General features: G+C 35.1%; 12 protein-coding genes. 10 read left to right on the top strand and 2 right to left on the bottom strand.

Translation table 11 applies throughout. The features are described from left to right. The 4 genes from RQ893_RS05560 to RQ893_RS05545 form a co-directional block, all read left to right on the top strand. A partial coding sequence (locus RQ893_RS05560; protein WP_311482061.1) for a R3H domain-containing nucleic acid-binding protein occupies positions 1 to 161 on the top strand: 161 nt, incomplete at its 5' end. 114 nt (positions 162 to 275) lie between these two features. Further along, the gene (locus tag RQ893_RS05555; protein ID WP_311482060.1) at positions 276 to 1226 is read left to right on the top strand and encodes a DNA adenine methylase; all 951 of its coding nucleotides are present in this window, start codon (positions 276 to 278) and stop codon (positions 1224 to 1226) included. Then, positions 1189 to 2046, top strand: coding sequence for a type II restriction endonuclease (locus RQ893_RS05550; RefSeq protein ID WP_311482059.1), 858 nt, complete (start codon positions 1189 to 1191; stop codon positions 2044 to 2046). Before RQ893_RS05555 ends, RQ893_RS05550 begins: the two co-directional genes overlap by 38 nt. After that, complete coding sequence (locus RQ893_RS05545; RefSeq protein WP_311482058.1) at positions 2047 to 2793, top strand: DNA methyltransferase; 747 nt, start codon at positions 2047 to 2049, stop codon at positions 2791 to 2793. 69 nt (positions 2794 to 2862) lie between these two features. Here the strand turns inward: RQ893_RS05545 and RQ893_RS05540 are convergent, their stop codons facing one another. Both RQ893_RS05540 and RQ893_RS05535 read right to left on the bottom strand, forming a co-directional pair. Continuing rightward, complete coding sequence (locus RQ893_RS05540; protein ID WP_311482057.1) at positions 2863 to 3516, bottom strand: MgtC/SapB family protein; 654 nt, start codon at positions 3514 to 3516, stop codon at positions 2863 to 2865. Positions 3517 to 3625: 109 nt separating this feature from the next. Continuing rightward, positions 3626 to 5317 carry a Na/Pi cotransporter family protein gene (locus tag RQ893_RS05535; protein WP_311482056.1) on the bottom strand — a complete coding sequence of 564 codons (1692 nt, stop codon included), beginning with the start codon at positions 5315 to 5317 and terminating at the stop codon, positions 3626 to 3628. A 236-nt stretch (positions 5318 to 5553) separates the two neighbouring features. Here RQ893_RS05535 and mnmE point away from each other — a divergent pair, with 236 nt between their 5' ends. From mnmE to RQ893_RS05505, 6 genes are all read left to right on the top strand, one after another. Then, positions 5554 to 6918 carry a tRNA uridine-5-carboxymethylaminomethyl(34) synthesis GTPase MnmE gene (gene mnmE, locus RQ893_RS05530; protein WP_311482055.1) on the top strand — a complete coding sequence of 455 codons (1365 nt, stop codon included), beginning with the start codon at positions 5554 to 5556 and terminating at the stop codon, positions 6916 to 6918. After that, complete coding sequence (gene mnmG / locus RQ893_RS05525) at positions 6908 to 8794, top strand: tRNA uridine-5-carboxymethylaminomethyl(34) synthesis enzyme MnmG (protein ID WP_311482054.1); 1887 nt, start codon at positions 6908 to 6910, stop codon at positions 8792 to 8794. Before mnmE ends, mnmG begins: the two co-directional genes overlap by 11 nt. Next, entirely contained in the window at positions 8787 to 9416 is a 630-nt protein-coding gene (gene rsmG / locus RQ893_RS05520; RefSeq protein WP_311482053.1) for a 16S rRNA (guanine(527)-N(7))-methyltransferase RsmG, read from the top strand. Before mnmG ends, rsmG begins: the two co-directional genes overlap by 8 nt. Before the next feature lie 27 nt (positions 9417 to 9443). Then, positions 9444 to 10247: a type II CAAX prenyl endopeptidase Rce1 family protein gene (locus RQ893_RS05515; protein WP_311482052.1), complete on the top strand. Its 804-nt coding sequence runs from the start codon at positions 9444 to 9446 to the stop codon at positions 10245 to 10247. Positions 10248 to 10336: 89 nt separating this feature from the next. Further along, positions 10337 to 11551: a CinA family nicotinamide mononucleotide deamidase-related protein gene (locus RQ893_RS05510; protein ID WP_311482051.1), complete on the top strand. Its 1215-nt coding sequence runs from the start codon at positions 10337 to 10339 to the stop codon at positions 11549 to 11551. After that, the coding region (locus RQ893_RS05505) for an AAA family ATPase (RefSeq protein WP_311482050.1) at positions 11529 to 12286 on the top strand (758 nt) is incomplete at its 3' end. The genes RQ893_RS05510 and RQ893_RS05505, both read left to right, overlap by 23 nt.

Raw genomic sequence — 12286 nt, 5'->3', positions numbered from 1 at the left:
AAAAAGTAGCCCAAAGCGGAAAATCATGGAACCTAAGATACATGAACTCCTACGAAAGACGTCTAGCCCATGAAGAAATCTCAAAACACAGAAACGTCTCAAGCCACTCCGAAGGCCGCGAACCACAAAGATACGTAGTAGTAGACTATGTAGGAGAATAAACATAATCGAGTATCCGAAAGGGTACTCTTTTTTTATGTAAAAAATTATAAGAGGATCTTTATTAAGCAATAGAGTAAAGTAACTTATAGTTACCAGTAATAGGAAGGACAACTATGAGTGACAAAGAAAAAATTATTGAAGCTAAGCCTTTTATAAAATGGGCTGGTGGAAAAAGTCAGTTATTACATGAAATAAGAAAGCACTATCTTTTTAACGAACAAATTAATAAATATTGTGAACCTTTTGTTGGAGCCGGGGCTGTCTTATTTGATGTCCTTAACAACTTTGACCTAAAAGAAGTTTACATAAGCGATATAAATAAAGAAGTTATAAATTCTTATAAGGTAATTAGGGATGATGTAGAACATTTAATTGACTTGTTAGAAGAATTTCAAAATGAATATAAAGACCTAACTCATGAAGAAAGAAAAGTTATTTATTATAAAAACAGAGAAGAATTTAATAAATTAAAAGTTTTAAAAAATTCTGATAGTTTAAAAAGAGCAGCCTTATTTATTTTTCTAAATAAAACAGGATTTAATGGATTATACAGAGAGAATATGAGGGGATTATTTAATGTACCAATCGGATCTTATAAAAATCCTAAAATTTTAGATAAAGATAATCTTATAAGTGTAAGTAAAAAACTTCAAAATGTAGAAATTATCCATGGTGATTTTAAAAAATCTGCTGATTTTATAGATAAAAATACTTTCGTTTATTTTGATCCGCCTTATAGACCAATTAAGTCTACTTCTAATTTTACATCTTATTCTAAGGATAGTTTTAACGATGAAAATCAAATTGAATTAGCGGCATTTTTTGAAAAAATGGATAAAAAATCAGCTCATTTATTATTGAGCAATTCAGATCCAAAAAATTATAATACAGAAGATAATTTTTTTGATGATTTATACAAAGGATTTAATATAAAGAGAGTAGTAGCAAAAAGGTTTATAAATTCAGATAAAAATAATAGAGGGTTTGTGTACGAACTATTAATAAATAATTATAAGGAGGACGATGATGAGAGATTTCAACAAATGGCTTTTAACATTCACTAATTTTTTGAGAACTTATGACTATTATGTAGATTTTGAAAAAGTTTATAGAAATGCAAACAAGTATAAAGTAGAACTTAATATTTTAAATTCCTTGATAGGTTCTGAAAATATCGAAAAAGATTTTTACGATTTAGTAAACAAATATCCTGAATGCTTGAAAGCCGTACCACTTCTTTTGGCTGTTAGAACTATAGAAATTCATGCCCTCGATGATAATGGCGAATTTATTTATTCGTTTAATAAAGTTAATCAAAGTCCAGAGCAATATATGTATTTTATGAGGGAGACAGGGTTATTTGATTTAATAAGAAATAAAATAACTAGTAATTTATTTGATTATGCAATGGGAGTTGAAACTGGTCTTGATTCTAATGCAAGAAAAAACAGGGGCGGTCATATTATGGAAGACTTAGTTGAAGATTTTATCATAGATGCTGGATTTATTCGAGATGAGACTTATTTTAAAGAGATGTATGCAAAAAATATTGAAGATACTTGGAATATTAATTTGGGCTCAATTGTAAATGAAGGGAAGTCTAGTAAGCGATTTGACTATGTTATAAAAACAGATGAAAATATTTATGCTATAGAAACAAATTTTTATAATAGTGGAGGTTCAAAACTTAATGAAACTGCAAGAAGTTATAAAAATTTAGCGCTTGAAGCCCAAGATATAGATGGATTTAAGTTTATTTGGATCACAGATGGATTTGGTTGGAAGTCAGCTAAGAGAAATCTCCAAGAAACTTTTGAGTGTATGGATTTAATCTTTAATATAAATGATTTGAAGAATGGATGTTTAAAAGAGGTAATTTTATAAATGGCAAAGATAAAAAAATGGGAACCAGATGATTTTGAATTGGAAATGACTACACATTGGTCTTTTCCAAAAAGAGGAAACTGGGCAACTCACGATGCAAAATGGAGAGGGAATTGGTCACCTTACATACCAAGAAATGTTCTTTTAAGATATTCAGAGGAAGGGAATATAGTTCTCGATCAGTTTGCTGGCGGTGGAACAACTTTAGTAGAAGCTAAGCTTTTAAACAGAAATATAATTGGTGTAGATGTCAATGATGTAGCCTTAGATAGGTGTAAAGAAAAAATAGATTTTAATTTGAATGATAGGCCCATGGGTAAGGTTAAACTTGTGAAGGGCGATGCTAGGGATTTAGATTTCTTAAAAGATGAAAGTATTGATTTGATCTGCACCCATCCACCATATGCAGATATAATAAAATATTCAGATGATATTGAAGATGATTTATCACTATTAAAGATAGATGAATTTTTAAAAGAGATGAAAAAAGTAGCAGCTGAATCGTATAGAGTCTTAAAAAAAGATAAATTTTGTGCTGTTTTAATGGGCGATACTAGAAAAACCAAACACATGGTTCATTTAGGTTTCGATGTACTAAAAGTCTTTGAAGACGAAGGTTTTAAATTAAAAGAACTTATTATTAAGGAACAACATAACACAAAGGCAACAGGTTTTTGGAAGCAAAGAAGTGTAGATTATAATTTTTTACTAATAGCACATGAATATTTATTTATTTTAAGAAAGTAAGAAAAAGGCAGTAGTTTTCAACTATTGCCTTTTTATGTTTGTTTTCGTTGAGAGTATTATCTTTTTAATTTAAAATATATCAAACTTCTCCACGTGGAGGTCGTTTTCTAGGAAGGTTATGAAGTGGGATAGTTCTTCTTGGTCTTTTGGGTAAATTTGGAAGTTTAAGATGAATTTTTCATCCTTAAATCTCAAGTTGTAGCCTTTTTTGTGGAGGTGGTTTTCGTCTATATAGGCATCGATTTTTCCGATTATGTTTGAGTTGTTGGATTCGATGAGGGCTGTATATTGGGTATGCCTTTGGAAGATTTCCCCAGGGAACATATAGGACTGAAAAAATACTATAAAGCTTGTGGCGATTATGCCTAAAAAATACATACCAGATCCGAATGCCATGCCTATTATAGATGTAGTCCAGATTCCTGCTGCGGTTGTAAGACCTGTGACTCCGTAGTTTTTAACGAATATTACCCCTGCACCCAAGAAACCTACTCCCGATACAATTTGAGCGGCGATTCTTGCTGCATCAAAGTGTTCTACATCATAAAATCCGTATTTTGATACAATCATAGCAAGGCATGCGCCTAAACATACTAGGGTGTGGGTTCTTGTGCCTGCTGATTTATTTTTATTTTCTCTTTCAGACCCAATTATAAAGCCTGCTGCCAAGGCCATAGTCATCCTTAAAAGCAGGTAGAAATTAAATATATCAAATTTTCCCAAAACATCCTCCTAATTTTTTTCTATTCTAGATTTTAATTATAAGTGAAAATCAAATTTATGTCAAAAAGTGGAATTTTTTCAATGAAAAAAGCCCCGACTGGGGCTTTTTTTAGAATATTGCTTTGCCATCTTCTCCTTCGATATGAAAACCTGTGTGGGTTTTTATTGGCTCTACTGTTACTCTCGCTATGTTGTAGGCGTGGTCACCAATCCTTTCCATGGTGGATAGGATGTCGTTGTAGACGTAGGAGGCCATGGTTGTCATGTCGAGTCCTTGTTTTAATCTAGAGTAGTGGCTCTTTCTAAGTTTTAATTCCATTAGGTCAAGGGATGCTTCATCTTCTGTTAATCTATTGAATTTAGCTAGATCTATGTTTTCAAAAATTTCTACAGCGCAAGCTATATTGTTTATTACAAAGTCACAGATGTCGTTTAAGTCCTTGATTGCCTCTTCACCGTAGCCTGTTCCTGATTCGTAGATTTCATGGAAGTAATCTGCCAAGTTTTCTGCTAGGTCTGATATTCTTTCGACGTTCATTTGTACTTGGAGATAGGTCTGCATGTCTCTTTCGATTTCTGGTGGCAATTGGTTTTGTGCCAAGTTTAGTAGGTAGCCTTGGATTTTAGTATCCATATCGTTTACCATTGATTCGGCTTCTTTGGCTGTGTCATAAAATTTCTTGTCTTTGGTGTTTAGGTAAGACTTGGTAGCCTTGATGTTTTCAAGGGCTACTACAGCTTCCTGGATGATAGCAGTTTTTGTTTGAGATAGGGCTGCTGCTGGGAAGGCTGAGATTAGTCTTTCGTCTAATTCGATGTTTCCTAGGTCTGTAAGGATTGAATCCTTGCCAGGGATTATCTTTCTTAATAGTCTTGCAACTACTTTGATTAGTGGTAGGAAGATTATCATTCCTACAAAGTTAAAGGTAAAATGGCCAACAGCTATGGTCATTAGGTCGCTTGCATTTGTGGCGCTTGCTATAGTTTGTACTAATTGTTCGTATGGGCCTAGGAATATTAAAAATACTAGAGAGACCGATACGTTAAAGAGTATGTGGAAGAGGGATGTCCTTTTTGCTGACAAGGATCCTCCAAGACTTGCAAGTATAGCTGTGATACAAGTACCTATATTAGCACCAAACATGAGTGCTAGGGCCACTTCTAGGCTTATGGCGCCTGAAGCGTAAAGTGATTGGGTAATACCTATGAAGGCTGAAGATGATTGGAGCATGGCTGTTAGGATTGTACCTATAAGAACGCCGAGGATTGGCCTTTGACCAACATTTGCTACTACTTCTTCAAAACCAGGTATATTTTTGAGTTCTTCTAGAGAGCCTCCCATCATTTCTAGACCTATAAATAAAAGTCCGAAACCAATAAAAATTTCACCTATGTATTTATTTTTTCTTTTGGCAGAGAACATAAAAATTAAAACACCTATGAGGGCAATAAAGTAGGAAAAATATCCTAGGTTAAAACCAATAAGGATAGATGTTACAGTTGTACCAATATTTGCTCCGAGAGTGACTCCTATGGCCTGTTCTAGGCTCATGATGCCTGCTCTTACGAAGGAAATAGCTATAACTGTGGTTGCTGATGAGGACTGGATTAGTCCTGTAATAACTATTCCTACTAGTATACCTTTGATTGGGTTTGAGGTGTATTTTTCAACGTAGCCTCGCATTTTGGGCCCTGCAAAATTTGTTAGGGCATCTCCCATAAGGCTGATACCGAATAAGAATATAGCTAGTCCTCCCGCTATGAGATTCCATTGTAGGGAAGACAGTGATGATAGATTCATAATTCCTCCAAAAAATCTTCGTTACATTTAATATATCATATTTCACCAATAATGAAAATGAATTTTTCAAAAAATGTGAGATTTTTTTGGGATTTTTTAAAAATTTTATTAATCATATTCAGATGGCTATAAGTCAAGCTTTTATGTTGACAAAACGCTAATTTCCACTATAATCTTTATGTTACAGACCACTAGTGAAAGTAGTGGATATTATCACTAAATATCAAGGAGGATATATGGCAAAAACGATAGCTGCTATCTCAACTCCAGCGGGCACTGGTGGGATTTCGATAGTAAGGATGACAGGGGACGATACCCTAGCTATTATAAATGAAATATTTAGACCTATTAATAAGAGACCAATTAATCCAGACAAGGATAATAGATACCTTCGTTATGGTCATATTATTGGAAATGATGGAGAAATTATTGATGAGGTAATGGTTGCTTTTATGAAGGCGCCTGCTACCTATACTAGGGAAGACGTGTGCGAGATTAACTGCCATGGGTCTTTTGTAGCTGTTAGGGAAATTTTAAATCTACTTTTAGACAAGGGTGCAGACTTGGCTGAACCAGGGGAATTTACTAAAAGAGCCTTCCTCAATGGTAGGATTGACTTATCCCAAGCCGAAGCGGTCTTAGATATAATTAATTCGACCAATAAATTATCAGCTAGTCAAGGTCTAAGCCAGTTACAAGGATCGCTTACAAAAAAGATTAGGGAAATTAGGAATGATTTGAAAGAGGGCCTTGCCCGACTAGAGTATTCGATAAACTTTACAGAAGATGGCGAAGACCTACCTGTATCGGATATTACATCTTATATCAAAACAGCCAAGAAAAAAATTGACGAACTTGCCTCTACATCAAATAAGGGCAAACTCGTAAAAGACGGTATAAATACAACCATAATCGGCAAACCAAATGTTGGCAAATCTTCGCTTTTGAATGCACTTCTTGATGAGAACAGAGCGATTGTTACAGATATACCGGGGACAACCAGGGATTTGATTACAGAATACATTTCCCTCGGAGATTTCACCTTAAAGATTAACGATACAGCTGGAATCAGAGATACAGATGACTTAGTTGAAAAAATCGGAGTAGATAAGTCAATTGAACTTGTTGACCAGTCTGACCTTATCCTTGCGATTTTTGATATGTCGAGGGATTTTGATGAAGAAGATGAGAAAATTTTGGACCTTATTAAGGGGAAAAATGCTATAATTATTTTAAATAAGGCAGACCTTGAAAGTAAATTTGGAGAAAAAGATTTTGACCTAGACCTCCCTATTATAAAAACATCAATGATTGATCAAACGGGTATAAGGAAGCTTGAAGATACAATCAGAGATATTTTTGATACCAAGGAAATTAATAGGGAATCAGTCTTAATAACGAATACTAGACACGAAAGATTGTTAAAGTCAGCGGAAGAAAAAATAAATTCTTCGCTAAAGGATATGGAGGCCGGGATTCCTATTGATGCCTGTGAGGTTGACTTGTCTTCGGCTTATGAAGATCTTGGTCTAATAATTGGTGAGAGTGTATCAGGAGAGATAATGGACAAAGTATTTAAGGAGTTTTGCGTTGGAAAATAAATATCAAGCAGGAAGCTACGATGTAGTTGTTGTTGGTGCAGGTCACGCTGGATGTGAAGCGGCACTTTCAGCAGCTAGACTTGGCATGAAGACCTTAGTTTTAACAACATCTATGGAATCAATAGCAGATATGCCTTGTAACCCCAATATTGGTGGTACTGGCAAGGGTCATATAGTAAGAGAGATTGATGCCTTGGGCGGAGAAATGGCAATAAATATTGACAAGACCTTTATTCAATCAAGGATGCTTAACACTTCAAAGGGTCCGGCAGTTCATTCGCTTAGAGTTCAAGCTGACAAAAGAAAATATCACGAAGAAATGAAAAAAGTCTTGGAGGACAATTTAGACCTTTTTGAGCAAGAAGTAGACAAAATAAATTATGAGGACGGAAAAATTGTTTCATGTGAAACAGTCCAGGGAGCAATTTACCAAACAAAGGCTCTTATAATTTGTACTGGCACCTATCTAAATGGGAAAATCTTAATCGGTGACTATGAAAAGGTAAGTGGTCCACACGGACTTTCTGCAGCGACATTTCTGACAGACAGTTTGAGAGAAATGGGTTTTAATATCCGTAGGTTTAAGACAGGTACGCCTGCGAGAGTTCACAGAGATTCTATAAATTATGACCTAACAACAGTACAGGAGGGCGATAAGGAAGTAATTCCATTTTCATTTTTAAATGAGGGCAAGGATTACTCAGATAGGCAGCAAGAAAATTGTTTCCTCACTTATACAACAGAAGAAACAAAACAAATTATCATGGATAACCTTGATAGGTCACCAATATATGGCGGCAAAATTAAGGGAATCGGACCTAGGTACTGTCCTTCAATCGAAGATAAGATGGTGAGGTTTCCTGACAGGGATATCCACCAGGTCTTTATAGAACCAGAAGGTCTTACAACAAATGAAATGTACGTTCAAGGTGTATCTTCTTCCCTTCCTCAAGAAGTCCAAATGGAATTTTATAAAACTATAATTGGTCTTGAGGATGTAAAGATAATGAGACCTGCTTACGCTATAGAGTACGATATGATTGATACAAGAGAATTAAAAAGAACCTTGGAATCAAAGGCTTACAGCGGACTTTATTTTGCTGGACAAATCAACGGATCATCAGGCTATGAAGAAGCCGCTGGCCAAGGTCTTGTGGCAGGAATCAATGCTAGTTTAAAGATAAAAGGCGAAGATGAATTTATCCTAGACAGGTCTGATGCCTATATTGGGGTTTTGATTGATGACTTGGTAACAGAAGGCACCAACGAACCATACAGGATGATGACATCTAGGTGTGAATATAGGCTAACCATGCGCCAAGATAATGCCGATGTGAGATTATCAAAAAAAGGTCATGATATCGGGCTTGTGTCTGATGAGAGATATCAAAAAATGCTTGCCAAACGTGAGCTGATTGATGGCGAAATAGAAAGACTAAAGACAATATCCTTGACACCAAAGGAAGAAACTAACAAGGCTCTTGAAAATCTAGGGTCAACCCCGTTAAATAACGGCCTTACCCTTTATGAATTAATAAAAAGACCAGAAATGACCTATGAGAATACTGCGATTTTTGATCCAGAAAGAGCTGACCTCCCTTCATATATAAGGATGAGTGTTCAAACTGAAATCAAATATGAAGGCTATATCAACAAGCAGCTTAAAGACATAGAGAAATTCAAAAAATTAGAAAGCAAAAAATTGAGCCACGATATAGATTACTCAAAGATACCAGGTCTTAAAAAGGAATCTGCAGAGAAACTTAACGAGATTAAACCAGACTCCCTTGGTCAAGCCTCAAGAATTTCTGGCGTAAGCCCTGCAGACATAAATGTGCTTTTGATTAGGCTAAAGACTGGAGAACTTTATGGATAAGTATAAAGTTTATGCAGATTATTTATTAGAGGTCAATTCTCACACAAACTTAACAACAATCACAGACCCGGCTGAAATCGAAGTAAAACACTTTAAGGATTCCCTTACTGTCTTAGACTATATAAATGAAGGTGATAGGGTTTTGGATCTTGGAGCTGGGGCTGGATTTCCGGGAATACCACTTAGGATAGAGAAAGATTTTGATTTAACCTTAATAGATTCAGTTAATAAAAAAGTAAATTTTATGAATGAAGTTATAGAAAAATTATGCCTTACTCATACCTGTGCGATCCACACCAGAGCAGAAGACTTTGCAAAAGAAAATAGGGAGAGTTTTGATGTGGTGGTATCTAGAGCGGTAGCAAATATGTCAACCCTATCCGAGCTTTGCCTTCCTTTTGTAAAAGTCGGAGGACTCTTCATAGCTCTTAAAGGTCCAAAGGCAGATGAAGAAGTTAAGCTAGCAGCCAATGCCCTTAATATTTTGGGCGGGGAAGTAATCGAGAGCAAAAAATTTGACCTTGATGGCAACGAGAGGTGTAATGTGGTTGTAAAAAAGGTTAGGTCTTCCAAGAAGACTTATCCAAGGGGACAAAATCTTCCCAAGAGAAAACCCCTATAGTGTTTCATGTGAAACAGAGGAGATTATATGGAAAAATTCAAAAAATGCATTAAGACTTTCTTTATTATAATGGCATTTGTTATTATAAATGTTATTATAGACGTTATTACAGGAGCGAGTATACCAGGCATTATGGCTAAAATCAAAGATGGGGACGTCCTCAAAGCTAGTGACTACATTATTTACGGACTACTAATTGGTCAACTTATAAAACTCACTATTTTATATTTCTATATAGGAAAACGAGATAATGTTTATAGAAATGAATTGGGAAGAAGATATATAGAAAATGAGAAGATTTCGAACCCTCTTATTTTTGTCGGAATTGGATTAGGCACACTTGGTTTTGGAAATATTCTTGAAAATATTATTGTAAAAGCCCTAGAAGGATCAAAATTAGTAAATGATGCACTTGAACTTCTAGAAAAAGCTTTCAGAGCCAAGGGGCCTGTCGATGGTATATTTATACTTATAGCAGTTATAATAGGAGCTCCTTTAGTCGAGGAATTACTTTTCAGGGGAGTTTTGTTTGAGGAATTAAGAAAAGAGATTTCGTTAAAAGGCACTATATTTTTAACAGCCTTAGTTTTTGGGATTTACCACTTTAATATCTTACAAAGCTCTAACGCTTTCTTCTTAGGTCTTGTCCTAGCTTATGTATATTACAAAACCAGATCGATTAAAGCTTCTATAATAATTCACGCAACTAACAATATGATAGCCATGATTCCATTTTTGGATCAGGGTTTGAGTCCTCTAGGCATTTGTATCTACATTGTATTTTTTATTATAGGAATATATTCTCTAATAACACTTAGGCAAAAAGCCTAGGTGTTTTTTGTTTCACAAAATTAGACCTTTACACAAGTTGAAGTAAAATATAGGTAGAAAAGTTTCACATGAAACATTAAGGTGGATTTATGAAAGCTATAATTTATTCGGTAGGAACAGAAATCCTGCTTGGTTCAATTTTGGATACAAATTCTAAATTTATTGCCGCAAGACTTCAAGACTTGGGCATAAATTTATATAAGATGGTTACTATTGGTGACAATCCGGAAAGGCTCTTTGAAGCGCTCAAAGAAGCCAATGGCAAATATGATTATGTATTTGTAAGTGGAGGTCTAGGACCAACTGCTGATGACCTTACAAAAGAAACGGTAGTAAAGGTTTTGGGTCTTGAAGATGAGATGGTTTTAGATGAAAAATCATACGAAGAGTTGAAAAAATATTTTAATGACGAGAAAAAAGCAATGTCCATTAATAAAAAACAAGCGATTTTCCCAAAGTCAGCAGTAATTTTAAAAAACGAACAAGGCACTGCACCTGGTTGCATACTGGGGGATAAAACCAAATACGTTTTAATGCCTGGCCCACCAAATGAAATGCATCATATGTTTGATGAAGAAGTTGTGCCAAGGATTCATACTGATCTAATTATAAAATCTATAAATTGTAAGATTGCTCTAATGGGCGAATGGGATGTGGCAAGTAGGGTTGACCTATCAGGATCAGACCCAACAATAAGTCCTTATGCAAAAAGTACGGGAGTAGAATTAAGAGTTACTGCTAGTGGAGAAAATGAAGGCAAAGTAAAAGCTTCTTTAGAAAAAGGACTTGATAAGGTAAGACAAGCTTTTGGACCTTTATTAATAACTACAGAGGATAAGTTAAGAGAAGAAGTCCTAATTGATGAGTTAAGAGATAAAGGAGAATTTATCTCTGCGGCTGAATCTATTACAGGTGGTCTTGTGGCCTCGTCTATAGTAGATATAGCAGGTGCAAGTGATGTCCTAAAAGAATCCTACATTACCTACGCTAATGAAATTAAACATAAGTTGTTAAATGTTTCATATGAAACAATTGAAAAATTTGACGTGGTTAGCCCTGAAGTGGCAAGTGAAATGCTTGATGGACTTTATAAAGCGACGGGCTCTGATTTATGTCTTGCAACAACTGGCTACGCTCACCTAGGTCTCGCCTATGCTGGTGTCTTATATAAAGGAAAGAAATATATAAGGAAAATCAAGGTAAAGGGTGATCGTAATAAGGTAAGAAGAATAGTAAAGAATAAGTTAATCGATATGTGCATATTAGTTATAAGAGGTGAATATGAAAACTATATCAGTATTTAATCAAAAAGGTGGGGTTGGGAAAACAACTACTGTTGTAAACCTAGCAGTGGCTCTCGCCTATTTAGATAAAAAAGTTCTAGTTATAGATATGGATCCCCAGGCCAACGCAACAACAGGACTTGGCATAGATAAGAATAAGGTAGATACATCTGTCTATGACCTTTTTTATATCCTCGCTGAAGAAGAGGAAAAAAGGAAAAATGAACCTATTATTGAGGCAGAAGAAATCAAAGAGGAAGAAAAGCCTGTTGAAGAAGCAAAAGAGGATTCTGGCAAGAGATTTATCGACCTTACAGGCAAGGGCGAAAAAATTATGGAAGAAAAAAGTGAAGATGATTCACAAAATCAAGAGCCTACAGAAGAAGGTTTTGATAAGTATGTAATAAAAACTGAATCAGGAGTTGACCTTATTTCATCAGAAAATTCCCTATCTGGTCTTGAAGTAGAACTTGTTGACTTAGATCCTCTTGAAAGAACCAGAAAGCTAAAAGAAATTATAGGTCAAATCAAAAAAGAATATGACTTTGTTCTTATAGATTGTCCTCCATCATTGGGACTACTATCCATCAATTCCCTTGTGGCAAGTGATTCAATAATTATCCCAATTCAGACTGAATACTATGCCTTAGAGGGAGTAAGTGAACTTATGAACACTTTTGAACTTGTAAAAGGTAGTCTTAACAAAGACCTTTATGTGGAAGGGGTACTTTTATCTATGTATGACAAGAGAACAAA

The organism is uncultured Anaerococcus sp. (assembly GCF_963510915.1).
Taxonomy (GTDB): Bacteria; Bacillota; Clostridia; order Tissierellales; family Peptoniphilaceae; genus Anaerococcus.
Note: the sequence above shows the minus strand (reverse complement) of the source record. Positions and strands in the feature narration are given on the sequence as shown.

Bases quoted from the DNA above. Each gene is read 5' to 3' on its own strand.
- RQ893_RS05535 (WP_311482056.1), bottom strand. From the start codon at position 5,317: ATGAATCTATCATCACTGTCTTCCCTACAATGGAATCTCATAGCGGGA.
- RQ893_RS05510 (WP_311482051.1), top strand. From the start codon at position 10,337: ATGAAAGCTATAATTTATTCGGTAGGAACAGAAATCCTGCTTGGTTCA.
- RQ893_RS05550 (WP_311482059.1), top strand. From the start codon at position 1,189: ATGAGAGATTTCAACAAATGGCTTTTAACATTCACTAATTTTTTGAGA.
- RQ893_RS05515 (WP_311482052.1), top strand. From the start codon at position 9,444: ATGGAAAAATTCAAAAAATGCATTAAGACTTTCTTTATTATAATGGCA.
- RQ893_RS05555 (WP_311482060.1), top strand. From the start codon at position 276: ATGAGTGACAAAGAAAAAATTATTGAAGCTAAGCCTTTTATAAAATGG.
- mnmE (WP_311482055.1), top strand. From the start codon at position 5,554: ATGGCAAAAACGATAGCTGCTATCTCAACTCCAGCGGGCACTGGTGGG.
- RQ893_RS05545 (WP_311482058.1), top strand. From the start codon at position 2,047: ATGGCAAAGATAAAAAAATGGGAACCAGATGATTTTGAATTGGAAATG.
- rsmG (WP_311482053.1), top strand. From the start codon at position 8,787: ATGGATAAGTATAAAGTTTATGCAGATTATTTATTAGAGGTCAATTCT.